The sequence below is a fragment of the Streptomyces sp. NPDC017448 genome (assembly GCF_044330565.1).
Classification (GTDB): Bacteria; Actinomycetota; Actinomycetes; order Streptomycetales; family Streptomycetaceae; genus Streptomyces.
Window position 1 is genome coordinate 62,827 of record NZ_JBIRLM010000012.1, and the last position, 21,602, is coordinate 84,428.

Here is a 21,602-nt window from a genome sequence, read left to right on the forward strand (position 1 = left end):
TTAACCCCCCCGCCCCCGGGGGAGCCGGCCCCCCCGGGGTGTGGTGTACTCGGGCGGGGGGGGGGGGGGCCCCGGCGCGCCCCGCGGGGGGGGGGGGGGGGGGGGCCCCCCCCCCCCCCCCGGGCCCGCACCCACCGCCTCGCCCCAGGGAGTGACCGTGACCATGACCAGTACGGACGCAGCGACGGAAGGGCACGAGGCCGCGGCGCTCCTGGAGCGCACCCGTGCCGTCGTCGACCCGCATCTGCGCGCGGCCGTCGAGACGCTGCCGGGCGGCATACGCCGGATCGCGATGTACCACTTCGGCTGGCAGAACGCCGACGGAACCCCGGCCGCAGGCCAGGCGGGGAAGGCCATCAGGCCCGCCCTCGTCCTGGCCGCCGCCCGGGCGCTGGGCGGCGATCCGGCCCAGGCCGTCCGGGCCGCCGTCGCGGTCGAACTCGCCCACAACTTCACCCTGCTCCACGACGACGTCATCGACGAGGACACCACCCGCCGGCACCGGCCCACCGCCTGGGCGGTCTTCGGCATCCCGGACGCCATCATCACCGGCGACGCCCTGCTCGCCCTCGCCCAGCGGCTGCTGGCCGAGGACGCGCATCCGGCCGCCGCACACGCCGTCGCCCGCCTCTCCGCCTGCGTCATCGAACTGTGCGCGGGCCAGCAGGCGGACTGCGCCTTCGAGGAGCGCGGGCCCGACGAGGTCACGCTCGACGAGTGCCTGTCCATGGCGGCCGCCAAGACCGGCGCCCTGCTCGGCTGCGCCTGCGCGCTCGGAGCGCTCTACGCGGGCGCGGAGGACCGGGCGGTCCGCGCCATGGACGGCTTCGGACGGGAGGCCGGGCTGTCGTTCCAGCTCATCGACGACCTGATCGGCATCTGGGGCGACCCGGAGCGCACCGGAAAGCCCGTGGGCGCCGATCTGTCCGCCCACAAGAAGTCCCTGCCCGTGGTCGCCGCCCTCACCTCCGGCACCCCGGCCGCCGCCGAACTGGCCGCGCTCTACCGGGGCCCCATGAACACCGCCGCCGAGGTGGGCCGGGCGGCCGACGCGGTGGACCGGGCCGGCGGCCGGGACTGGGCCCAGACCGGCGCCGCCGACCGGATGGCCCGCGCGGTCCACCACCTCTCCCGGGCGGTCCCCGACCCGGGTGCGGCGGGCGACCTGCTGGCCCTGGCCGAATTCGTCACCCGCCGTACCAGCTGACCCGTCCCGCGTGACCGGCCGGGCCGCCTCGCCGTACCGGCTGAGCCGCCCGCGTGACCGGGCGGGCCGGGGCTCACGGTCGGCCGCCCCCCCCGGCGCACGACCGGGCTCTGAGACTCAACTCTAGTATTCAGGAGGTAGGTTGACGGGGAATCGGAGAGGGGCGGGCCGGTCGTGGGCGTACGGATCGAGCGGGCGGAGCGGCGCGACCGGGAGCGGGTGGTCGCGGTCATGGAGGAGGCGTTCCACCACGACCCGGTCAGCAGGTGGGTGTTCCCCGACGAGGGCCACCGCCGCGCGGTGCACGGCAGGTTCCTCGGCGTCTTCGTCGACGTCGCCCTCGCCGAAGGCCGTATCGACATCGCCGAGGACGGGGCCGCCGTGGCCCTGTGGCTGCCGGTGCCCGCCGGGGCCCCCGAGGAGGAGGACCCCACCCCCGCCCTGATGCGGCGGGTCGCGGACCCGGACAACGAGCGCTGCGAGTTGGTGGGCAGGCTCACCGGGGCCGTCCACCCGCACGAGCAGGCCCACACCTACCTGCTGATGATCGGCGTCGCCCCGGACCGCCAGGGCGAGGGCATCGGGGCGGAGATGATCGGGGCGGAGCTGGAGCGCTGCGACCGGGAGGGCCTGCCGGCCTATCTGGAGGCGAGCAGCGCCCGGAGCCGGAGGCTGTACGAACGGCTCGGCTTCCGCTTCCTCGGTCGTACCGTCGACCTCCCCGACGGGCCGCCCATGTACCCCATGTGGCGGGATCCACAGGCGGGTTGAGACATCCGGCCGGGCGGTCGAGGAGTGCGGGAGCCGCCCGGGAAGAGGGCGCGGACCCCTCCAGGGGCCCCCTGCGGGGCAGGGGCTACAGTCCCTGCTCATGACAGATGAGTCGTGGTCCGGCTGGTACCGGGACGCCAGGGGTTCCGAGGCCGTCGTCCTCACCACGGACGGGCAGCGGCTGCGGATCCGCGTCCGCGGCGCCGACTTCGAGGGCGAGAGCTTCGACGGCCTGCGCCCGGTCGCCGGTGTCCTGCCGGAGGGCGGCGTGGCCGACTCCGTGGGCGGTGCGCTCACCGACTGCGTACTGGAGTGGGACCTGCCGCTGCCCGTCCTCGTGGCGGGCGCGCTCCGCCACGCCACGCTCGGCTGCCTGCTCTCGCTGCGCCGGGACGACCCGGCCCTCCACCTCGCCCTCCATCTCGACGGCGCGGTGTACGAATCGGCCCGCGCCGAACGCGACTTCACCGCGGCCCTGGCCACCCTCCGGCGGGGCCTGCCGGAAGGCGTCCGGCTCCAGACCTGTAGCGCCTGTGCCTTCTCCGGCCCCTTCCCGGCCCCCGGCCGCGGCCTCTCCGGCACGCTCGCCTGCTTCCGGGACGCCAGGGACGCCTACCGGGGCCCGGCGGCGGACGAGGGCGGGGTCCTGGAGCTGTGGGACCGGCGGTCCGGAACGGTCCAGGAGATATGGAGCTGCCGCGAGTTCGAGGCGGGGCCGGCCGAAGCGCTCGGCGCCCGCCGCGGGGACGCCGTCCCCCTGGAGCGCGCCTGACCGGCCCGGAGCGGCCGCACTCTCCGCCTCTTCCGGGCCCCCGCCCCGCCCCCGTGCCCCCGCCCCTCCACCCCCGTACCGTCCTGCCCCCCACCCTCCCCGTGCCGCCCCCCCCGCCACCCCGTCCGCCCCGCACCGCAGTCCGGTGCGGGGCGGACGTGTGTCGTCATGCGGCCCGTTGCTCTCTTCGCATTGTTCTACTAGCATGCGAACAACGGAGGTTTTCCATGACAAGCAAGAACCTCGGCCGTGCCGCGCTCGCGGCCCTGCCCTTCCTGGTCGCGTTCCTCGTCGACCTCGTCCTCTACCTCACCGTCCGGGACCGCCTGCCCGACCGGATGGCCGTCCACTTCGCCGTCGACGGCTCCGCCGACCGGTACATGAGCTTCACCGCCTATCTCCTCTGCACGCTCCCCATGCTGCTCGTCATCGGGGGGTTGTGGGCCTTCGTCGCGGTCAGCGGCGAGCTCCGCGGTCGCGCCCGGGCGCGGTTGGCCGGCGGGGGGTTCGCCCTCGCGGCCTTCCTCGGCTACCTGCTGATCGCCATCCCCCTCGTCAACGCGGACGCCCCCGAGGGGGGTCCGGCGGACGGCTTCCCCCTCCGCCATGTCGCGGTGGCGTTCGGCGCCGGGGCCGCCGCCTGGGCGCTCGGCGCCCTGCTGTCCCGGCTGGTCCCCGTGGCCGACGAGCCCGGCGACGGGAGCCCGGCGGGCCGGGAGCACATCGCGCTCGCGGACGGCGAGGTGGCCGGCTGGGTGCGCGGGACCGGCGCGTGGTGGGCCCCGCTCGCCGTGCTGGTCCTGCTGGCGGCCGCCGCCGTGGCCGGCCGGGAGCTGAGCTGGTTCATCGGCGGACCGCTGGCCGTCCTCGCCCTGGCGGCCGGTACCTTCTGCCGCCCCCACGTCACCGTGGACCGGCGCGGCCTCACCGTCTCCGGCCTGCTGCCGAGGCCCCGCGTGCGGGTGCCGCTGGAGCGGATGGAGGGGGCCGACAGCCGACGCGTCAACGCCGTAGCGGAGTACGGGGGGTGGGGCTACCGCATCCGCCCCGGCCGCAGCGGCGTCATCACCCGCTCGGGGGAGGCCATCGTGGTCAGCCTGGCGGGCGGGCGCGAGTTCGCCGTCACCGTCGACGACTCGGCCACCGGCTCCGCCCTGCTCAACACGCTGCTCGACCGGCGGCGGACGGGGCGCTGACCATGCTCTTCAGGGTCGATCCGACCTCCACCGTGCCGCTCGGGGACCAGATCGCCGCCGCTGTGCGGCGCGCGGTGGCCGAGGGTGCGGTGTCCCCGGGCGAGCGGCTGCCGGCCGCCCGGGTGCTCGCCGAATCCCTCGGCGTGAACGTCCACACCGTGCTGCGCGGTTACCAGCGGCTGCGCGAGGAGGGGCTCATCGAACTTCGGCGCGGACGGGGTGCGGCGATCACCGCGAACGCCTCGCCGCAGCGGGCCAGGCTGCTGGAACGGGTCCGCGAAGCGGTCGCGGACGCCCGCGACCTGGGCATGACCGAGGACGAGCTGGTCGCCCTCGTCCGCGCCGAACTCGACGCCTGACGGGGGGCGCCGGGTGGCCGTACGGCGGGCCCTTCCCGCGCGGAAGAACCCTCCGCCGCGCGGGAAGGGCCCTCCACCGTGCGGGAAGGGCCCTTCCGCCGCGCGGTGGGAGGGCTCGGCCGGCCCCGGGGAGGAGGGCCGGCCGGCCCTCCACCGTCCGTGCGGGCTGCCGGGACCGCGGCCGCCGCCCGCGGCGCCGTCGGCGGTCCCGGCGTCTCCCGTCGGGTCAGGAAGCGGAGCGGGCGAACGCCGCCAGGCCGTAGCGCCACAACTGGTTCACCCGGGACCGCTCGTTGGCGTCCGGGATGGCGTTGGTGCAGGACGGGCCGGGGCCGCCGCCGGACATCAGCTGGCTGCACGGGCCGGAGTAGGTGTCCGGAAGGCCCAGCACGTGTCCGGTCTCGTGGGTGGTGACGCGGACCGAGTCGTACTGCTGGTTCTGCCGGTAGTCCAGGAAGATGTACCCGCGGCCGTGCCCGTCGGTGCTCGCGTACGAGCCGCGCGGGTCGTTGCCCTCGCGGTAGGTGAAGTCCGCGCTGGACCCCTCCTGCAGGCGGACGTTGGTGACCGAGCTGTTCCAGATCTGGGTGCTGCGGGCTATCTGGCTGCGGAAGCTCGGGGCCCTGGACGCGTTGTAGGTGACGGTGACCGCCTGGGCGCCGGGGTTGGCGGCGCGCTTCTCGGCGACCGACTTCATGACCGCGTCGAGGAAGGCGCGGTTCGCGGCGGCGTTCTCGCCCGAACCGTTGTACGCGGCGACGGTGGTGGAGGCGGGGGCCGCGGCAGGGGCCGGGGAGGCGGCGACGACGGGAGCGGTGCCCAGCGCGGCGAGGAGGCCGAGGCCGGCGGCGGCGGTGGCGACGGCGGTCCTGAGGTGTCTCATGGGGGATTTCTCCTACCTGTCCGATCGAGCCCGCGCCGTGGGGGTGTCCGCTGAACGGACGAGGCGCGGGGCGGTACGGGGAAGAGTGTGGGGGCAGCGCACAGCCGACGGGATGATGTCGAACGGCGATAGCGCCGCCCTATCCCCGGGCCGCCCCCCTCCCCGAGCGCTCCGGCCGCCCCCCTTCACGTCATGTTCACGTCATGTGCACCGCATCGCCGCATCTCCCCCAGCCCAACACCCTCTGAATTGAGGCGCTTTGGTGAGGTTGCGGCATCTGGTGCGCGGTGGGCGGCGGTCATAGTCTCCGCTGCATGGAGCTGGAGGTGAGACACCTCAGGGCGCTGTGCGCCATCGCGGAGGCGGGCAGCCTGCACCGGGCGGCTCGCCGGCTCGGCGTGAGTCAGCCCTCGCTGACCACCCAGCTGCGACGGATCGAGAACGTGCTGGGCGCCGAACTCTTCCGCCGCGAACGGACCGGCTGCCGCCCGACCTCCCTGGGGCGGGCCGTCCTCGACCGGGCCCGCCCTCTCGTCCAGGGCATGAACGACCTGGTCGCCGACGCGCTCGCGGAGGCGGAGGCCGCACGCCCCGGCGGACCCCGGCTGCGCATCGGTTCCACCGCGAGCCGGGTCGTCGGCGGTTGGCTGCACCGGCTGCGCGTCGCCCTGCCCGGCACCGACATCTCCCTGCGGGTCGACGTCTCCGCCCGCGCCCTGCTGCGCTCGGTGGAGGCGGGCCGGCTGGACGTCGCCTTCGTGCACGAGGTGGAGGGCTCCCCGCTCGCCGTGCCCGAGGGGCTGGAGCAGCGCGTACTCGTGGAACGGGAACCGCAGTTCATCTCGCTCTCCCGGGACCATCCGGCCGCCCGCCGCCGCGTGGTGGAGCTGGGGGACCTGGCCGGCGACCCGTGGATGGTCGATCCCACGGTGGACGGCGAGTGGGACGGGGTGCGCCGGGTGCTGGGCGCGGCCGGGCTGAACCCGCCGGTCCTGCACGGCGACTACCTCACCGCCGCCTCCCTCGTCGTGCTCGGCGAGGCCGTCGCCCCCTGCCAGCCGACCTCGGGCCCGCGCGACGACATGGTCATCCGCCCGCTGGTGGGCGACCCGCTCGCGGTGCGCCTCCTGCTGGCCTTCCGGCCCGGGACCGACATCGGCGTGGTGTACGCGCAGTTGGAGGACGCCTACCGGGACGCGGCGCGACGGGCGAGCGGCTACCACGAGTGGCTGGTGCGCCACCGCTCTCCGCTGGCCCGTACGCCCTGACTCCCGGGCCCCCGGACTCCGCGTCCCGCGCCGGGAGTTCCCGGTTACGCCGTCAGCGTCGCCGGGTTGTCCCGCCGTTCTCCGCGGGGCAGGGTCGTGCCATGAGGCTGCTGATGCTGGGCGGTACGGAATTCGTCGGACGGGCGGTCACCGAGGCCGCGTTGGAAAGGGGTTGGGAGGTTACGGTCTTCCACCGCGGTCGGCACGCGCCCCCGCCCGGGGCGACCGCGCTGACCGGGGACCGGACCGACGGCGCCCGGGGGCTCGCCGCGCTCGCGGAGAGCCGGCGCGAGTGGGACCTGGTCGTCGACACCTGGAGCGGGGCGCCCGCCGCCGTCCGGGACGCGGCCCGGCTGCTCTCCGACCGGGCCGGGCACTTCGGTTACGTCTCCAGCCGCTCGGTGTACGCCTTCCCGGCCGCCGCCGGGCTGGACGAGGACGGCCCGCTGGTGGGCGGCGCCTCGCCCGACGACGGCGGGGACGTGCCGTACGACCGGGCCAAGCGCGGCGGTGAGCTGGCGGCCCTCGACGCCTTCGGGGACCGGGCCCTGCTGGCGCGGGCCGGACTGATCATCGGCCCCGGGGAGAACATCGGGCGGCTGCCCTGGTGGCTGTCCCGGATCGCCCGGGGCGGACCGGTGATCGCCCCCGGCGCCCCCGGGGCGGAGCTCCAGTACATCGACGTCCGCGACCTGGCCCGGTGGATGCTGGACGCGGCGGCGCGCGGGTTGCACGGTGCGTACAACACCGTCAGCCGGCCCGGTCACGCGACCATGGGGGAGCTGCTGACCGCCTGCGTGGCGGCCACCGGGTCCGACGCCGAGCTGCGCTGGACCGACGCGGAGACCCTGCTCGCCGCCGGGGTCGAGCCCTGGAGCGACCTGCCGATCTGGCTGCCCCCGGGAGAGCTGCACGACACGCTGCACCGGGGCGGCCACGCCAAGGCGTACGCCGCGGGGCTGCGCTGCCGTCCGGTCGAGGAGACCGTCGCGGACACCTGGAGCTGGCTGCGCGCCCTGGGCGGCACGGCGCCCCGGCGGCCCGACCGCCCCGTCCTGGGCCTCGACCCCGAACGGGAGGCGAAACTGCTGGGGCTCTGAGGTGCCGCAGCGCACAGGCGGGGTGCCGGAGGGGCCTTTCCGTGCGTGTCGCGGGGGAGAAACCTCCTATAGGTCTACGGAATCGGATAAGCGCGGCGTGTCATACAAAACGACAAAGTGATGACCATGCATATTGCGCGGCATGGAACAGAAGGCGCGCAGGCGCGGCAACGCGATCCGGGCAGCAGTGACAGGGGCGACGGCCGCGGCGGTGGTGGGCGTGCTGGCCCCGGCCGCGGGCGCCGATCCGCTCCCGGGCGGGCTGGGGCCCTGCCTCGGCGGTTCCTGCCCGCCCAACTGGAACGAGCCCGACAACGGCCCGGTCCTCGGCTACGACAGCAACATCAACGTGTACGTCGGCGGGGGCTTCCTGGTCCGGCAGGCGGCGGCCGAGGCGGAGGGGAAGATCGTCACCCTCGGCCGGTTCGACATGGAGAAGCGGGCGGGGGCCTCGCAGGTCTACAACGTCGGCGTCGCGGGCGTCGGTTCGCGAGTGCCGCCGCCGGACGGCTCCGACTACCTGACGGTGGGCGGGGACGTGACCATCGCCGCGGGCCGGCGCCTCCTGGCCGAGGAGGGCACGCACTCCGGCCGCGTCGCGTACGCGGGAGAGCTGACGGGCACGGTGAACCCCGCCGCGGCCCCGCGCTTCGACGAGGACGCGGCCGCCCCGTACACCGGGTTGCGCCCGCAGCTCACCGAGGCCAGCCGGTGTTACGCGTACGAGGGCGACGAGCACCGGACGGCCACAGGCACCTGGCGGGTGGTCGGCGACGTCGCCACCTTCATCGGGGACGGCAGGTCCGCGCTCCAGATCTTCGACGTGGACGCCGACCTGGCGGCCGCGAACGGCGGCAACACGGGCATCGTCTTCGCCGGCATCCCCGCCGGGGCGACGGTCCTGGTCAACGTCTACGGGGCCTCGCGCAGCATCGCCACGTACATGGGGGCCTTCTCGGACCCCGGGCTGCGCGAGAACCTGCTGTGGAACTTCCCGGACGCCACCGACCTCGCCCTGACGGGCCCGGCGCAGTTCCAGGGCAGCGTGCTGGTGGGCCAGCCGTCGAGCACCACCACGCTCGACATGAGCGGCACCAACGGCCGTTTCTACACGGCGGGTTCCCTCACCCACACCTCGGCGGGCCAGTCGGGCGGCCAGGAGATCCACGCGTACCCCTTCAACGGCGACCTGCCGTCGTGCACCCCCGAACCGACGCCGACGCCGACCGATCCCACGCCCTCGCCGACGCCGACCGATCCCACGCCGACGCCCACAGACCCGACGCCCACCCCCACGGACCCGACGCCAACGCCGACGCCCACAGACCCGACGCCTTGCCCCACGGACCCGACCCCTGGTCCCACGGACCCGACGCCCGGCCCCACCGACCCCACCCCCGGCCCCACCGCCCCGACATCTGGTCCCACCGACCCCACCCCGGCCCCCACCGGCCACACTCCCCACCCCACGCCCTCGCCGAGCCACCCCGGCGAACTGCCCGGCACCGGGGCCCGGGGCGGCGAACGGGTGCTCGGGTCCATCGCGGCAGCGCTGGTGGCCGCCGGCGGTACGGTCCTCGTGGCCACGCGCAGGGCCCGTCGCCGCGACCACTGACCGCGCTCCGGCACGGCCCGGACCTGTCGCCGGCCTGCCGTCTGTCGGGCGACGACGGCAGGTGGGCGGCAGCCCCTAGCGTGGACCCATGACCGAACCTCTGCTGCACCTCACCGAAGCACCGCTGTGGGAGGCGGCCCGCAGGACCGGGACGTACGAGATGTCCACCCGCGGCCGCACCCTGCGGGAGGAGGGTTTCATCCACCTCTCGCTGCCCCGCCAACTCCCCGGCGTGGCCCGGATGCTGTACGGGGAGGCGGCGGGCGCCGGGGGCCGGGACCTGGTGGTCCTCGTCGTCGACCCCGCCCGCCTCACCGACCCCGTCCGGTTCGAGGCGTTGAAGCCCGGCGGGGAGGAGTTCCCGCACCTGTACGGACCGCTCCCGGTGGAGGCGGTCGTCGAGGTGCGGCCCCTGGAGAACTGGCGCCACCAACGACGAGAGGAAGACGCAACTTCATGAACGCCCCCCTCACCGCGGTGACCGGAGCGAGCGGAGCGGTCGGCGGCCGGGTCGCCCGGCGGCTCGCCCGGACCGGCGCGCCCGTACGGCTCCTCGGCCGCGACCCCGCCCGCCTGCCCGACGTACCCGGCGCCGACCGCGCCCCCGCCGCTCCCTACGGCGACGGGGAGGCCATGCGCCGCGCCCTCGACGGGGCCCACACCCTGTTCCTCGTCTCCGCCCACGAGAGCCCCGACCGGGTCCGCGAGCACACCACGGCGATCGACGCGGCCGTGGCGGTGGGCGTGGAGCGGATCGTGTACGTGTCCTTCCAGGGGGCCGCCCCGGACGCCACGTTCACCTTCGCCCGCGACCACTGGGACACCGAGGCCCACCTCCGTACGGCCGGTGTCCGCCACACCTTCCTGCGGGACAACTGGTACCAGGCCGGGCTGCCCGCCATGACCGGGACCGACGGCGTCCTCCGCGGACCGGCGGGCGACGGTCGGGTCGCGGCCGTCACCCACGAGGACATCGCCGACGCGGCGGCAGCCGTCCTGCTGGAGGCGGGCACGGACCACGACGGGCTGGCCTACGACCTCACCGGGCCCGAGGCGTTCACCCTCGCCGAGGCGGCCGAGGAGCTGAGCCGGGCCACCGGGCGGCCCGTCGTCTACGTCCCCGAGAGCCGGGAGGAGGCCTACGCCTCCCGGGCCGGCTACGGCGCCCCGGAGTGGGAGGTGGCCGGCTGGGTCACCTCGTACGAGGCCATCGCCAACGGGGAGCTGGCCGCTGTCTCCGACGCGGTGCCCACCCTCACCGGCCGCCCGGCGACGGGCTTCGCCGCATTCCTGGCGGCGAACCCGGACAGCTACCGCCACCTGCTCCCCGGCGGCTGACGGGCGGCCCCGCCCCGGCCCACCGCCTCCCGCACCCCGGCGGCCGGCCGGGGCCGCCCCGGCCCCTCGGGACGGACTCCCCGGCGGCCGCCCCGGGCCCTCCGCCTCACCGCCACGGGATGTGCTTCCAGGGGCTGCCCTCGCTCTGGGCCAGCAGCCGGTGGGCGACGACGTTCTGCTCGTAGAACGGCCCGTACTCCTCGTCGTCGAACCGCAGCACCCGCCCCAGCGCGTACCCCGCGGAGAACTCCTCCCAGGAACGGTGGGCCGACTTGCTCAGCGCCCCCGCGTACACGATCGCCGCCTCCGCGTCCGCCGGTCCGCAGAACCGTGCCGACAACCCCCAGCGCGCCAGGTTCACCGCCCGCCCGTAGTCGTACGCGACCGTCGTGCGCACCCGGCCGTCCGGCGGCAGCAGCCCGTCCGCGCGGAACCGGGCCTCGTACCGCACGACCCGGCGCACCAGCTCCTCGATGCCCTTGACCGTCGCGGCGTCGGCCCCGAGGTCCTGTGCGTGGCCGGCGGCCGTCTCCCGCCACAGATCGGCCGAGGGCAGTTCGCCCATGGCCGCCGTCAACTGCTCGCGGGCGCGCAGCACGAAGTCCGGCTCCGGCGGGCTGTTCCGCGCGTCCAGCAGGGCGTCCAGCTGGCTGCGCCACCCCTCGTGGTCGGTGATGCCCCACGAGTCGCGCAGCTGCTCGCGTTCCTCGACGTACTCGCGGTAGACGGTGCCGATCTCGTTCCACGGCACCCCGTTCCCGATCGCCAGATGGACCCCGCAGGCCAGGCCGTACGCCAGCGGCCCGTGCAGCGCGCCGTGCCGCAGTGCGACGAGGCGGTTGCCCGGCGCCCGGTCGTTCTCCGCGTAGGCCCGCTGCCACAGCGCCAGATCGGCCGGGGCGGCGGGCAGCAGCAGTTGACCGGGTGTTCCCACGTTCACGCCCAGCCACACCTGCGGATCGGACCAGCCGAACTCGGCGACCCACCGCAGCGTCACCCCGCGGAAGACCCAGTCCGGATGCCAGGCGGGCAGCATCCCCCGGGTCAGGAGCGGTCGGCAGACGAAGCCCGCCGGATCGACGTGCCTGCGCCAGACCAGGGTTTCCGGGTCGGCGTCCGCCTCCGCCCGCGGGGCCGGGATGTACAGCTCGGCCCCGGCCAGCGCGGCCAGTTGACCCCGTACGTCACCGCGCAGCGCGGCCTCGTGGAGGAGCTGCTCGGTCTCGGACGGCGGCACCCAGGGGGCGGGCGCCCACGGGGCCGGGGCGCCGGGGGCCGGAGGGGTGGGGGAAGGCGGATTCGGGTTCATGACCAGGGGATGTTCCGGTAGGGGCTGGTGGGGTCCTGGGTGAGGATGTGGTGCTGGTCCAGCGACTGCCGGTACAACAACTCCTCGCCGGGAGTGCCGTCCGCGTCGTCGCCGTGGACCAGGCGGGCCAGGGCGTAGCCGAGGGAGAAGTCGGCCCAGGAGGGATACGCCCGGCGGGCCGGTTCGACCAGGCGCAGCACGTCCTGCTCGGCTTCCCGCGGTTCGGTGAGGCGGGCGCTCAGCGCGAGCCGCACGACGTTGGCCGCCCGCCCCAGGTCGAAGGCGGCGAGCGTGTCGATCCGCCGGCCCGGGGCGAGCACCCCGTCGGCCCGGAAGCGCTCCTCGTACCGGACGAAGCGGTGCAGCGCCCGGTGCGCCTCCGCCCGGTCCTCGGCGTCGCGCGCCGCGAACGCGCGTTCCACCGCCTCGGCCCACTCCGCGCGCGTCGGCGTGCGCCCCAACCGGTCGGCCAGGGTGTGGCGGGCCCGCAACACCGTTTCCTGGACCCGTCCCACCAGCCGGTACTTCATCAGGGACTCCAGTCGCCTGCGGAAGTCGGCCCGGTGCTGGACGCCCCAGGGGTTGCGCAGCCGGGCCCGGTCCGTCGCGTAGTCCTGGTAGACCGCGCCCAGCCGGTTCCAGACGAGGCCGTTGTGGACCGCGAGGTGCGCGCCGAGCGCCAGGCCGTGGGCGAGCGGCCCGTGCAGGGGCCCGGCGGCGTCGGTGAGCAGCCGGCCCCGGCGGGCCGCACCCGACCGGGCGTCGGCGCTCTGCCAGGACCGCAGCCGCCGGGGCCCGGCGTCGATCAGGGCGGCGAAAGGGGTGCCGTGGTTCACGGCGAGGCGGCGTGCGTCGTACGGCCAGATCCGGGCGAGTTCGCCGAGGTCCACCGCCCGGAACACCCACTCCGGGTGCCAGGACGGCAGCAGGCCGGGGGTCAGCACCGGTACGCAGATCCGCCGGCTCGCCCCGTCCCGGAACGTGGGCAGCGGGGCCGTCCAGTCCGGGACGTCCGCGTGCAGGCGGGGGACGAGGACGTGGAGCCGGGTGCGGGCGAGGACGTCGAGGACCGCGTCCCGGCCGCCGCCCGCCAGGGCCGCCGCCAGCTCGCGCTCGACCTCGGTGGGAGCGTCAGCCCCCCGGCCGCCCCCCGGCTGTCCCGCCGCACCCGGTGCCGCGGCGCCGCTCTCCCGTTCCGGCGTGCCCGCCCCGCCCCCGCCAGGTCCTGGCGGCATCCCCGTCGTCCCCGTCATCCCCGTCGTCACGGGCCGATCCTACGGAACGGGGCCCGCGCCGCACCGGGCGGTCAGCGCCCGGCCGGGCGCACCAGACCCGACTCGTACGCGAACACCGCCGCCTGGGTCCGGTCGCGCACCCCCAACTTGACCAGGATGCGGCCCACATGGGTCTTCACCGTCTGCTCCGCCACGATGATCTCCCGGGCGATCTCCGCGTTCGACAGGCCCCCCGCGATCAGCGTCAGCACCTCCGTCTCCCGCTCGGTCAGCTCCCCGATCCGCGCCTTGAGCGGCGGGCGCGGGGCTCCGGCCGTCCGGGAGAACTCCACGATCAGCCGCTTGGTGATGTTCGGCGAGAGCAGCGCGTCGCCCGCCGCCACCACCCGTACCGCATGGGCGAGTTCATCGGCCGAGGCGTCCTTCAGCAGGAAGCCCGACGCGCCGGCGCGCAACGCCTCGTACACGTACTCGTCGAGGTCGAAGGTGGTCAGCACGAGCACCTTCACCGTGGAGCCCTCGGGGGAGGTGATCCGCCGGGTCGCCTCGATGCCTCCCAGCTCCGGCATGCGGATGTCCATCAGGACGACGTCCGGGGCGAGTTCGGCGACCTTGTCGATCGCGTCGAGCCCGTTGACGGCCTGTCCGACCACCTCGATGTCCGGCTCGGCGTTCAACAGGACGGAGAAGCCCTGCCGGACCATCATCTGGTCGTCGGCGATCACGGCGCGGATGGGCGGGGTCATCGGGCGTCCTCGGTGGTCGTGGTCGTGGTCGTGGGTGTGGGCGTGGGCGTGGTCACGGGTGTGGGCATGGTCGTGGCGTCGGGGAGGGGAGCGGCGGCGGGCAGGAGGGCGGTGACCTCCCAGCCACCCTCGGGCGTCGGCCCGGTGGCCAGCTCGCCGCCGAGCATCGCCGCGCGCTCGCGCATCCCGAGCAGACCGTGGCGTACGCCGGGGGAGGGGGCGGCCGGATGTTCCGGCGCGTTGTTGACGACCCGGAGGGTCAGCCCGGCGGGCCGGTGGACGAGCGCCACCTCCGCGCTCGCCCCGGGCGCGTGCCGCATCACGTTGCTCAGCGCCTCCTGCACGATGCGGTACGCGGACAGCTCGACGCCCGGAGGCAGGGGGCGGGGTTCGCCGCTGGTGGAGGCGGTGACGGCGAGACCGGCGGAGCGCACGGTGGCGAGCAGTCCGTCGAGCCCGTCGAGCCCCGGCTGCGGGGCGTGCCGGGTGTCCTCGCCCCGGGCGGGGGAGTCCTCCGACCGCAGCACGCCCAGCACCCGGCGCAGCTCGGCGAGGGCTTCGAGCGCGTTCTCGCGGATGCCGGCCAGATTCTCCCGCAGCTCGTCGGTGGGATGCTCCACCAGGTGCGGGGCCACCTGCGCCTGGATGGAGATCACCGACATGTGGTGGGCGACCACGTCGTGCAGCTCCCGGGCGATCCGGTTGCGCTCCTCCAGCAGGGCGCGCCGGGCCCGCTCCTCGGCGGTCAACCCGGCCTGGACGACGAGGTCCTTGCGGGCCAGCCGGAGGCTGCGCAGCGCGGCGCCGACGACCACGGCGGTCGCGAACACGAGCCCGGCGACGGGCGGGCTCACCTGCGGCAGCGGCGGTGTGCGCAGGGCGACGAACAGCGTCGGCGCCAGCGAGAGCGCCAGCGCGAGCGCCGCGCGGCGGAGCGGCACCCGCAGCGCCAGCAGGAACAGGGCGCCGGCCTGCAGCACGGCTCCCGCCCAGGGCGTGGGATACAGGAGGGCGGGGCTCATGGGGAGGCCGTCGAGCCATCCGTCCGGACGGCCCCGGGGCGCCGCGGCCACCGTCACCAGCACCGCCACGACCGCCAGCGCGGACATCGACCACCAGGCGCCCACCGGCCGGAACATCCCGGCCACCAGCGCCCCGCTCTGGGCGACGGCCACCAGCACCGCCAGCTCGCTGACCGCGGCTCCGTACGGGGAGAGCTCCACGGTACGGATCACCGCGATGCCGGCCGAGGCGATCACCAGCAGCACCAGGAACACCGGCCGCCACACCGGTACGTTCGGTTCCTCCATACGCGGCACCCGGTCCGCCGGAGCCGCCCACAACTCCTCGTACAGGGCGCGCGGCGCACGGCGCACCGCCGCCCGCAGGCGTACCGCCTTCGATGACGCCACCGCCCCCACCGCCCCCTCGGCTCCGCTCTTCCTCAGACTAGGCACGACGCGCCCGCCCCTTCCGCTCGGGGGCGGACTCCTGTACGGGAAAGGAGGGCCCGCCCGTACGCCGTCCGCCCTGTTCGTGGCCCCGGAACGCCGCCCAGCACCCCGCCAGCGCCAGGGCGAACACCGGCAGCCAGAGCAGCCGGGCCGCCACCCAGCCGGGCCCCTCGGGCACGGTGTGCAACCCGGGCAGCGGGCCGCCCGCGAGGAGCAGCGCGCCCGCCGTGACGATGATCATCGCGGTCTGGTGCCAGAGGAAGACGGTCATCGCCCCCAGGTTCACCACCGCCACCGCCGCCCACAGCGCGGGCCGGCGCAGCGCCCTGCGCAGCGGCCCGAGCAGCAGCAGCGCCGCCCCGCACTGGGCCAGCCCGAACACCACGGCGGCCAGGGACGGCGGGTCCAGGTTGGACATCCTTCCGCCCGGAACACCGACCATGGAGGCCGGGTACCCGGCCCACAGCACGAGCCCGGCCGCCGCCGAGCCCCCGCCGAGCAGCAACCCCCAGCGGCCCGCCCGGCCGCGCAGCCCGCCCCGGGCCACCAGCGCGCCCAGGCAGTAGGGCGCCAGCCAGCCCGTCACCACGTTGATCCACCCCAGCTCGTCGGGGCCGCCGAGCCCGAGACGTACGAGGTCGACGTGGAGCACCACCACGAGCGGCCACAGCGGGTGCAGCCGCGCCACCAGGGGCGTCAGCGCGGTCAGGGCGGCGAAGACCAGCAGGAACCACAGCGGGGACCAGACCAACTTGCCCAGCGCCCGGACGGTCGGCACACCCACCCCGGCCACCAGCATGACGGCCGTCGCGAGCGCCCACACCGCGACCACCGCCGCCACCGGCCGGAACAGGCGGGCCAGCCGACCGCCCACCCACCGCCCGTACGGCACGCCCCGCTTCTGGGCCGAGGCCCAGCCCCCGGCCGCCACCACCCCGCCCACCAGGAAGAACACGGCGAGGGTCTGGAACACCCAAGAGACGGGGGCCAGTCGGGGCATGGCGGTCAGCGGACTGGCCCCGCGCACCGTGCCGCTGTCGGCCACCAGCGCGGTGACCAGCCAGTGCCCGCCCACCACGCCCAGGATCGCCAGGGCCCGCAGGGCGTCGACGGCCCGGTCGCGGCCGGGCGGGGTGGCGGCCTCGATCCGGGCGACACCCTCGCGTACGGCCCTGCGGAGGGGGTGTCCCAGCGGTTCGGCGCCCTCGCGTACGGCCCTGCGGGCGGGGTGTCCCAGCGGTTCGGCGCCCCCGCGTACGGCCCTGCGCGCGGGAGGCCGCGAGGGTTCGGCGCCCGCCACGACCCGGGTGGGGAGCCCGCTCATCGGGACGCCTCCAGCGGTTCGGAACCCGCCACGATCCGGGCGATGTTCGCCAGTGGACGGGAGCCGCGCAGCAGGTAGTCGCTGTGGCCGCCGTCGCCCGCGTCGAACACCTCGGCCCCGAAGCGGTCCGCCACCGGGTCGGTACCGAACCCCACGGTCGCGACGAGCGGCACCCGCACCCGGACATGGGGCACCCGCGCGATCCAGTCTCCACCGCTCCGGCCCGCCCACACCCGCGCTCGCGTGCGCAGCGCGACAGCGTCCTCCACGCCGACCCCGGGGCTGCCGTAGAACACGAGGGCGTCGGCCTCCGTCCCCGGCGCGGACCGGGCGCAGACCACCGACCCGTAGGAATGGCAGAGCAAGCTGATCCGGGCCGCGGGCCGCACCGCGCGCAACCCGTCCACCAGCGCGCGCAGCGCCGGTGCGGCCTCCTCGGCCCGCTCGGTGGTGAGGACGGCGGTGCTGACGGTGGCCGGCGAACGGTAGCCCAGCCAGGCCACCACGGCCCCGCCCGCCCCCAACTCCCCGCGCAGCGCGGACGCGTCACGCCTCAGCCGCCCGTACGTGTCCGGGCCGACGTCCGCCCCGGGCACCAGCACCGCGATCCGCCGGGCGGTGGCCAGCTCCCCGACGACCTCCACACTCCGGCCGCCGTCCCGCCCGTCGAAGGACAGGAACTGCCGCCCCGGCGCGGCGAACTCCCGCAGCGAGGCCGCCCGGCGCAGGTCACCGTGGTCCTCCGCCGCCCGCCCGGCCGCCCGGATGTCCTGCCGGCTCACCGCGTACCGCCGGGCGAGGGCCGCCGGGCTCGCCTCCCGCAGCGGCCCGAGGACGGTCGGCGCGGGGGCGGGCACGGCTGCGGGCCGGGCCGCACCGGATACCGGCACGGCCACCGCGAAGGTGACGAGGGCGGCGAGCAGGGTGCGACGGATGCGACGTCTGCGGGGGCGGTCCGCCATGGGGCGAGTTCCTTCCGTACCGGTGGTGTTGCGTGGTTGCGGTACAGAAGTTATGGAAGGGGTCCGGTAGTTGACGTCCCCCCGCGGAGCGCACCTGGGGGGTGGCTCTCAGGTATGACACCGGGTACGAGGCGAGGGGGCGTGGGCGGGAAGAGGAGCGAGGAGCCCCTTCTGCCGGACGACGGGGCGGGGCCGTCGGGGGCGGCCGTGTTCCAGGCCCACGGCGGAGGGTGGCGCGGGAACGCCCGGCCCGGCCCGCGGGGAGGCGGACCGGGGTCAGCTCTGCCCGGTGTGGTCCAGGATCGCGGCGGCCAGCGGGGCGTGGACCTCGCGGGGCAGGGCGTGCCCCATGCCGGGGATCTCGACGACCCGGGCGCCGCGGATCACCTGGGCCAGGTGCTCGGCGTGCGGGGCTGGCGCGACCGGTTCGGCGGGGGCCGAGATGATCAGCGTGGGCACCTCGGTGGCGGCGAGCTGCTCGGTGCGCACCATGCCGGAGTAGTCGGCGCGGGCGTGCGCGGTTCCGGCGCGGTGGTGCCCGGTGTGGGCGATGATCCGGCGCTCCAGCTCGCGGGCGTACTCCGGGTCGAACGGGATCAGACCGCCGCCCAGCACCCGCCAGTGCTCGACCCGTCGTTCCAGCTCGGCCTCCGGCCCCAGCTCCTCGACGGGCCGCGACCACAGCTCCATCAGCTCCGGGGAGACGCCGGGCAGCTCCTCCGGCGGCACCCGGCGGCCGTCCGGTGCCGTGTACGGGGTGGAGCTGAGCGCGGTGGCCCCGATGACGGTGGCGCTGAGGACCCGGTCGGGGTGGTCGGCGACGAGCAACTGCGTCAGCATGCCGCCCAACGACATCCCCGCCACGTGCGCCCGCTCCACCCCGAACGCGTCCAGGACGGCGACGGCGTCCTCCGCCAACGCGGTGAGCGGGTAGGGCTGTTCGTCGAAGGAGGCGGTGGACCGGCCGGTGTCCCGGTGGTCGTACCGGATCACCCGGTGCCGCACGGCCAACACCTCCACCAGCTCGTCGGGCCACCCGAGCCCGGACGCCTGAGCACCCATGACCAGGAGGAGGGCGGGAGCCCCGGGCGCACCGTGCTCCTCCGCCCAGAGACGTACGCCGGGGGCGACGTCGACGAAGCGTTCCATGAGGAACCTCACCGTTCCGATAGGCATGAGACGAAACGTTGCGTCTCGTTATGTCGCGACCGTAGCCCATGCCCGGGCAAACCGCCAAGAGGGAGCGAGGAAGAAAGCCCCCGTTCCGCCGGCGAACACCCGCCGCACCGCTCCAGCCCCCGCCTGCCCGACTGGCCCGCCAGACGACCGCACCCGGCCCGCAGGCCGCCGAGTGCGGCGGCCTGCGGACCGGGTGCGGGAAGCGTGGGCGGCCCGGACCCGCGGAAGCGCGGTTCAGGCGGCCCGACGGGGGATCAAGCCTTCTTGGTCTCCCAGAAGATCCGGTCGACCTCGGCGATGAGGTCCAGGGCCTTCTGGCCCGTCTTCGGGTCGTTCGAGCCCTTGGCCGCGGAGAGCGCCTTCAGGGTGTCGTTGACCAGCTGGTGCAGCTCCGGGTACTTCTCGAAGTGCGGGGGCTTGAAGTAGTCGCTCCAGAGCACCGAGATGTGGTGCTTCGCGAGCTCGGCGCGCTGCTCCTTGATCAGGATCGCGCGGGTGCGGAAGTCCGCGTCCTCGTTGGCCTGGTACTTCTCCTGGACGGCCTTGACCGACTCGGCCTCGATGCGGGCCTGGGCCGGGTCGTAGACGCCGCAGGGCAGGTCGCAGTGGGCGCTGACCTTCACCTTGGGGGCAAACAGGCGGGAAAGCATGGAGCTGTCCTCCTCGTGATCGTCTTCTCAGGTGGGACATTACTCCGTGGAGCGCCGCTTTCCGCGGCTGCCCCAGGGGCTTAGGCCAAAAGTCCGGGGTGGGTGTCGGGCCGTCGGCCGAATGTACGGAGCCGTACGCGGCGCGATGTACTGGCGATGTGCCGGAGGACGAGCGGGAGGTGCCCAAGATGCCGGAGCGGCGACAGGTGTCCGGAGGCGGGCGGGTGACGCGCCGTCCGTTGCAGGTGGTGGAGGTGACCGGGCCCTCGATGGTGCCCACGCTCTACCACGGCGACCTGCTGCTCGTGCAGTACGGGGCGCCCGTGCGCCCCGGGGACGTGGTGATCCTGCGGCACCCCTTCCAGCAGGATCTGCTGGTGGTCAAGCGGGCCGTCGAGCGGCGGCCCGGCGGCTGGTGGGTGCGCGGGGACAACACCTTCGCGGGTGGGGACAGCACGGATTACGGGGTCGTGCCCGAGGAGCTCGTGCTCGCCCGGGTGCTGGCCCGCTACCGCCCCCTGGCGAAGGGTCAGCGCTCGGTGTCGGCGGTGCTCGGCTGGGCGGTCTCCGCGCTGCGGCCGGTGCGCTCGGCCTCCTCGCGCTTGCGGGCCCGGTAGGCGGCCACGTTCGCACGGGTGGCGCAGCGGTCCGAGCAGTAGCGCCGGGAGCGGTTGGTGGAGGTGTCCAGGTAGGCGTTGCGGCACGGTGACGCCTCGCACAGCCCGAGCCGGTCCACGCCGTGCTCGGTGAGGTGGAAGGCCAGGCCCATCGCCGCGATGGCCGCGTAGCCGGCGGTCGCGTTCGACGGGTGGTCGGCCAGGTGCATGTGCCAGTCCGGCCTGCCGTCCTCGTCGCGTACGTCGTGCCCGGAGATCTGCGGGCTCACCGGGAACTCCAGCAGCAGCGAGTTCAGCAGGTCGACCGCGAGCGTCTCCTCGCCGCCGTCCGCCGCCTCGAAGACCGCGCGCAGCCGTGCCCGTACGGAACGGAACCGGGTCACGTCCGCGTCCGTCGTCCGGCGCGCCGCCTGCTGGTTGGCGCCGAACAGCTCCCGCACCGCCTCGACGGAGGTGAGGGCGTCCTTGCCGCGGGCCGGCTCCTCGGTGTTGACCAGGCGCACGGCGTAGTCCGAGTAATAGGCCAGTTCCACTTGTAGTCCTTACGGTGTGGGTCTAGAGTCGGGGCATCGGCCAGTGTAATGGTCGATCTGCGGATATGGGCCTTACGTGGAGGTAGGCATGACGGAGACGGCTACGGGCACCGACTGGCAGTCCTGGCAGGAGAGCTGGGACCGGCAGCAGGAGTGGTACATGCCCGACCGCGAGGAGCGGTTCCGGGTGATGCTGGACATGGTCGAGGCGGTCGTGGGAACGGAACCGCGCGTGCTCGACCTCGCGTGCGGTACGGGAAGTATTACGGACCGGCTCCTCAAGCGGTTCCCGAACGCCACGAGCACCGGCGTCGACCTCGACCCCGCGCTCCTGGCCATCGCCCGCGGCACCTTCGACGGCGACGACCGCGTCTCCTTCGTCACCGCCGACCTGAAGGACCCCGACTGGACGGCCCGGCTGCCTCACACGTCGTACGACGCCGTCCTCACCGCCACCGCTCTGCACTGGCTGCACAGCGAGCCCCTGGCCACCCTGTACGGGCAGCTCGGCGGGCTCGTCCGGGACGGCGGGGTCTTCATGAACGCCGACCGCACGATCGACCCGGCCACCCCCCGCATCAACGCCGCCGAACGCGCCCACCGCCACGCCGCGATGGACCGGGCCAAGGCCGCCGGAGCGCTGGACTGGGCCGAGTGGTGGGCCCTCGCCGCCAAGGACCCGGTCCTCGCCGCCCCCACCGCCGAGCGCTTCGCGATCTACGGAGAGCACGCGGACGGCGACATGCCCTCCGCCGACTGGCACGCCCGCACCCTCCTCGCCTCCGGCTTCGGCGAGGCCCGCGCGGTCTGGGCGTCGCCCTCGGACACCCTCGTCCTCGCGGTGAAGTAGGCCCGGGTACGTGAAGTAGGCCCGGGTACGTGAAGTGGGCCCGGGTACGTGAAGTGGGCCCGGGGTACGTGACGTGGGCCCGGGGTACGTGACGTGGGCCCTGGTACGCGGAGGCGCCCCCGCCCCCCCCCCGGGCGGGGGGCCCCCCCGGGGGGGGGCCGCCCCCCCCCAGGTCAGCGAACACCTACGGCCGGGCGGGGGGGGGGTGGGGAGCCACACCCCCCGGGGGGCCCC

Annotated in this window: 22 protein-coding genes; 12 read left to right on the forward strand and 10 right to left on the reverse strand. The window is 75.2% G+C overall.

Going from position 1 to position 21,602, the window contains the following annotated elements; translation table 11 throughout:
* Positions 1–163 precede the first annotated feature (163 nt).
* The 5 genes from ACH4K1_RS20650 (at position 164) to ACH4K1_RS20670 (ending at position 4,305) form a co-directional block, all read left to right on the forward strand.
* A complete protein-coding gene (locus ACH4K1_RS20650) occupies positions 164–1,207 on the forward strand; it encodes a family 2 encapsulin nanocompartment cargo protein polyprenyl transferase (RefSeq protein WP_398090729.1) in 1,044 nt (347 codons plus the stop codon).
* Between the two features lie 174 nt (positions 1,208–1,381).
* A complete protein-coding gene (locus ACH4K1_RS20655) occupies positions 1,382–1,978 on the forward strand; it encodes a GNAT family N-acetyltransferase (protein WP_398090730.1) in 597 nt (198 codons plus the stop codon).
* A 100-nt stretch (positions 1,979–2,078) separates the two neighbouring features.
* Entirely contained in the window at positions 2,079–2,750 is a 672-nt protein-coding gene (locus ACH4K1_RS20660) for a DUF6304 family protein (RefSeq protein ID WP_398090731.1), read from the forward strand.
* A 227-nt stretch (positions 2,751–2,977) separates the two neighbouring features.
* A complete protein-coding gene (locus ACH4K1_RS20665) occupies positions 2,978–3,946 on the forward strand; it encodes a DUF1648 domain-containing protein (protein WP_398090732.1) in 969 nt (322 codons plus the stop codon).
* A 2-nt stretch (positions 3,947–3,948) separates the two neighbouring features.
* Positions 3,949–4,305, forward strand: coding sequence for a GntR family transcriptional regulator (locus tag ACH4K1_RS20670; RefSeq protein ID WP_398090733.1), 357 nt, complete (start codon positions 3,949–3,951; stop codon positions 4,303–4,305).
* Positions 4,306–4,531: 226 nt separating this feature from the next.
* Here ACH4K1_RS20670 and snpA read toward each other — a convergent pair whose 3' ends face one another.
* Entirely contained in the window at positions 4,532–5,188 is a 657-nt protein-coding gene (gene snpA, locus ACH4K1_RS20675; protein WP_398090734.1) for a snapalysin, read from the reverse strand.
* Positions 5,189–5,502: 314 nt separating this feature from the next.
* Between snpA and ACH4K1_RS20680 the strand changes: the two genes are divergently transcribed.
* The 5 genes from ACH4K1_RS20680 (at position 5,503) to ACH4K1_RS20700 (ending at position 10,509) form a co-directional block, all read left to right on the forward strand.
* The gene (locus tag ACH4K1_RS20680) at positions 5,503–6,456 is read left to right on the forward strand and encodes a LysR substrate-binding domain-containing protein (RefSeq protein ID WP_398090735.1); all 954 of its coding nucleotides are present in this window, start codon (positions 5,503–5,505) and stop codon (positions 6,454–6,456) included.
* A 101-nt stretch (positions 6,457–6,557) separates the two neighbouring features.
* The gene (locus ACH4K1_RS20685) at positions 6,558–7,556 is read left to right on the forward strand and encodes an NAD-dependent epimerase/dehydratase family protein (protein WP_398090736.1); all 999 of its coding nucleotides are present in this window, start codon (positions 6,558–6,560) and stop codon (positions 7,554–7,556) included.
* A gap of 142 nt (positions 7,557–7,698) precedes the next feature.
* A complete protein-coding gene (locus ACH4K1_RS20690) occupies positions 7,699–9,171 on the forward strand; it encodes a choice-of-anchor A family protein (RefSeq protein WP_398090737.1) in 1,473 nt (490 codons plus the stop codon).
* Positions 9,172–9,259: 88 nt separating this feature from the next.
* Positions 9,260–9,631 (forward strand): DUF952 domain-containing protein, encoded by a 372-nt coding sequence (locus ACH4K1_RS20695; RefSeq protein ID WP_398090738.1) that lies wholly within the window; start codon positions 9,260–9,262, stop codon positions 9,629–9,631.
* Positions 9,628–10,509: an SDR family oxidoreductase gene (locus tag ACH4K1_RS20700; protein WP_398090739.1), complete on the forward strand. Its 882-nt coding sequence runs from the start codon at positions 9,628–9,630 to the stop codon at positions 10,507–10,509. Before ACH4K1_RS20695 ends, ACH4K1_RS20700 begins: the two co-directional genes overlap by 4 nt.
* 106 nt (positions 10,510–10,615) lie before the next feature.
* Here the strand turns inward: ACH4K1_RS20700 and ACH4K1_RS20705 are convergent, their stop codons facing one another.
* The 8 genes from ACH4K1_RS20705 to sodN all read right to left on the reverse strand — a co-directional run bounded on the left by ACH4K1_RS20705 (position 10,616) and on the right by sodN (position 19,368).
* A complete protein-coding gene (locus ACH4K1_RS20705) occupies positions 10,616–11,818 on the reverse strand; it encodes a DUF1266 domain-containing protein (protein WP_398090740.1) in 1,203 nt (400 codons plus the stop codon).
* Positions 11,815–13,083: a DUF1266 domain-containing protein gene (locus ACH4K1_RS20710; RefSeq protein ID WP_398090741.1), complete on the reverse strand. Its 1,269-nt coding sequence runs from the start codon at positions 13,081–13,083 to the stop codon at positions 11,815–11,817. The genes ACH4K1_RS20705 and ACH4K1_RS20710 overlap by 4 nt, the downstream gene beginning before the upstream one ends.
* A gap of 41 nt (positions 13,084–13,124) precedes the next feature.
* Positions 13,125–13,799, reverse strand: a complete 675-nt coding sequence (locus ACH4K1_RS20715) for a response regulator transcription factor (protein WP_228990219.1) — start codon at positions 13,797–13,799, stop codon at positions 13,125–13,127.
* Positions 13,796–15,220 carry a sensor histidine kinase gene (locus ACH4K1_RS20720; protein WP_398090837.1) on the reverse strand — a complete coding sequence of 475 codons (1,425 nt, stop codon included), beginning with the start codon at positions 15,218–15,220 and terminating at the stop codon, positions 13,796–13,798. The genes ACH4K1_RS20715 and ACH4K1_RS20720 overlap by 4 nt, the downstream gene beginning before the upstream one ends.
* A gap of 28 nt (positions 15,221–15,248) precedes the next feature.
* Positions 15,249–16,577: an acyltransferase gene (locus tag ACH4K1_RS20725; protein WP_398090742.1), complete on the reverse strand. Its 1,329-nt coding sequence runs from the start codon at positions 16,575–16,577 to the stop codon at positions 15,249–15,251.
* On the reverse strand, positions 16,574–17,539 hold the full coding sequence (locus ACH4K1_RS20730; RefSeq protein WP_398090743.1) for an alpha/beta hydrolase: 966 nt from the start codon (positions 17,537–17,539) through the stop codon (positions 16,574–16,576). The genes ACH4K1_RS20725 and ACH4K1_RS20730 overlap by 4 nt, the downstream gene beginning before the upstream one ends.
* A gap of 276 nt (positions 17,540–17,815) precedes the next feature.
* On the reverse strand, positions 17,816–18,688 hold the full coding sequence (locus ACH4K1_RS20735; RefSeq protein WP_398090838.1) for an alpha/beta fold hydrolase: 873 nt from the start codon (positions 18,686–18,688) through the stop codon (positions 17,816–17,818).
* 284 nt (positions 18,689–18,972) lie between these two features.
* Positions 18,973–19,368, reverse strand: a complete 396-nt coding sequence (gene sodN, locus ACH4K1_RS20740; protein WP_030579593.1) for a superoxide dismutase, Ni — start codon at positions 19,366–19,368, stop codon at positions 18,973–18,975.
* Positions 19,369–19,556: 188 nt separating this feature from the next.
* Here sodN and sodX point away from each other — a divergent pair, with 188 nt between their 5' ends.
* A complete protein-coding gene (sodX, locus tag ACH4K1_RS20745; protein WP_398090744.1) occupies positions 19,557–19,985 on the forward strand; it encodes a nickel-type superoxide dismutase maturation protease in 429 nt (142 codons plus the stop codon).
* Here the strand turns inward: sodX and ACH4K1_RS20750 are convergent.
* Complete coding sequence (locus tag ACH4K1_RS20750) at positions 19,898–20,518, reverse strand: CGNR zinc finger domain-containing protein (RefSeq protein WP_398090745.1); 621 nt, start codon at positions 20,516–20,518, stop codon at positions 19,898–19,900. The two genes, sodX and ACH4K1_RS20750, sit on opposite strands and share 88 nt — an antisense overlap.
* Before the next feature lie 88 nt (positions 20,519–20,606).
* Here ACH4K1_RS20750 and ACH4K1_RS20755 point away from each other — a divergent pair, with 88 nt between their 5' ends.
* Complete coding sequence (locus ACH4K1_RS20755; protein WP_398090746.1) at positions 20,607–21,368, forward strand: class I SAM-dependent methyltransferase; 762 nt, start codon at positions 20,607–20,609, stop codon at positions 21,366–21,368.
* Positions 21,369–21,602 lie beyond the last annotated feature (234 nt).

Bases quoted from the DNA above. Each gene is read 5' to 3' on its own strand.
- ACH4K1_RS20715 (WP_228990219.1), bottom strand. From the start codon at position 13,799: ATGACCCCGCCCATCCGCGCCGTGATCGCCGACGACCAGATGATGGTC.
- ACH4K1_RS20730 (WP_398090743.1), bottom strand. From the start codon at position 17,539: ATGGCGGACCGCCCCCGCAGACGTCGCATCCGTCGCACCCTGCTCGCC.
- ACH4K1_RS20725 (WP_398090742.1), bottom strand. From the start codon at position 16,577: ATGAGCGGGCTCCCCACCCGGGTCGTGGCGGGCGCCGAACCCTCGCGG.
- ACH4K1_RS20755 (WP_398090746.1), top strand. From the start codon at position 20,607: ATGACGGAGACGGCTACGGGCACCGACTGGCAGTCCTGGCAGGAGAGC.
- ACH4K1_RS20735 (WP_398090838.1), bottom strand. From the start codon at position 18,688: ATGGAACGCTTCGTCGACGTCGCCCCCGGCGTACGTCTCTGGGCGGAG.
- ACH4K1_RS20665 (WP_398090732.1), top strand. From the start codon at position 2,978: ATGACAAGCAAGAACCTCGGCCGTGCCGCGCTCGCGGCCCTGCCCTTC.
- ACH4K1_RS20700 (WP_398090739.1), top strand. From the start codon at position 9,628: ATGAACGCCCCCCTCACCGCGGTGACCGGAGCGAGCGGAGCGGTCGGC.
- ACH4K1_RS20690 (WP_398090737.1), top strand. From the start codon at position 7,699: ATGGAACAGAAGGCGCGCAGGCGCGGCAACGCGATCCGGGCAGCAGTG.
- ACH4K1_RS20670 (WP_398090733.1), top strand. From the start codon at position 3,949: ATGCTCTTCAGGGTCGATCCGACCTCCACCGTGCCGCTCGGGGACCAG.
- sodX (WP_398090744.1), top strand. From the start codon at position 19,557: ATGCCGGAGCGGCGACAGGTGTCCGGAGGCGGGCGGGTGACGCGCCGT.
- ACH4K1_RS20695 (WP_398090738.1), top strand. From the start codon at position 9,260: ATGACCGAACCTCTGCTGCACCTCACCGAAGCACCGCTGTGGGAGGCG.
- ACH4K1_RS20705 (WP_398090740.1), bottom strand. From the start codon at position 11,818: ATGAACCCGAATCCGCCTTCCCCCACCCCTCCGGCCCCCGGCGCCCCG.
- snpA (WP_398090734.1), bottom strand. From the start codon at position 5,188: ATGAGACACCTCAGGACCGCCGTCGCCACCGCCGCCGCCGGCCTCGGC.
- ACH4K1_RS20685 (WP_398090736.1), top strand. From the start codon at position 6,558: ATGAGGCTGCTGATGCTGGGCGGTACGGAATTCGTCGGACGGGCGGTC.
- ACH4K1_RS20660 (WP_398090731.1), top strand. From the start codon at position 2,079: ATGACAGATGAGTCGTGGTCCGGCTGGTACCGGGACGCCAGGGGTTCC.
- ACH4K1_RS20650 (WP_398090729.1), top strand. From the start codon at position 164: ATGACCAGTACGGACGCAGCGACGGAAGGGCACGAGGCCGCGGCGCTC.
- ACH4K1_RS20680 (WP_398090735.1), top strand. From the start codon at position 5,503: ATGGAGCTGGAGGTGAGACACCTCAGGGCGCTGTGCGCCATCGCGGAG.
- sodN (WP_030579593.1), bottom strand. From the start codon at position 19,368: ATGCTTTCCCGCCTGTTTGCCCCCAAGGTGAAGGTCAGCGCCCACTGC.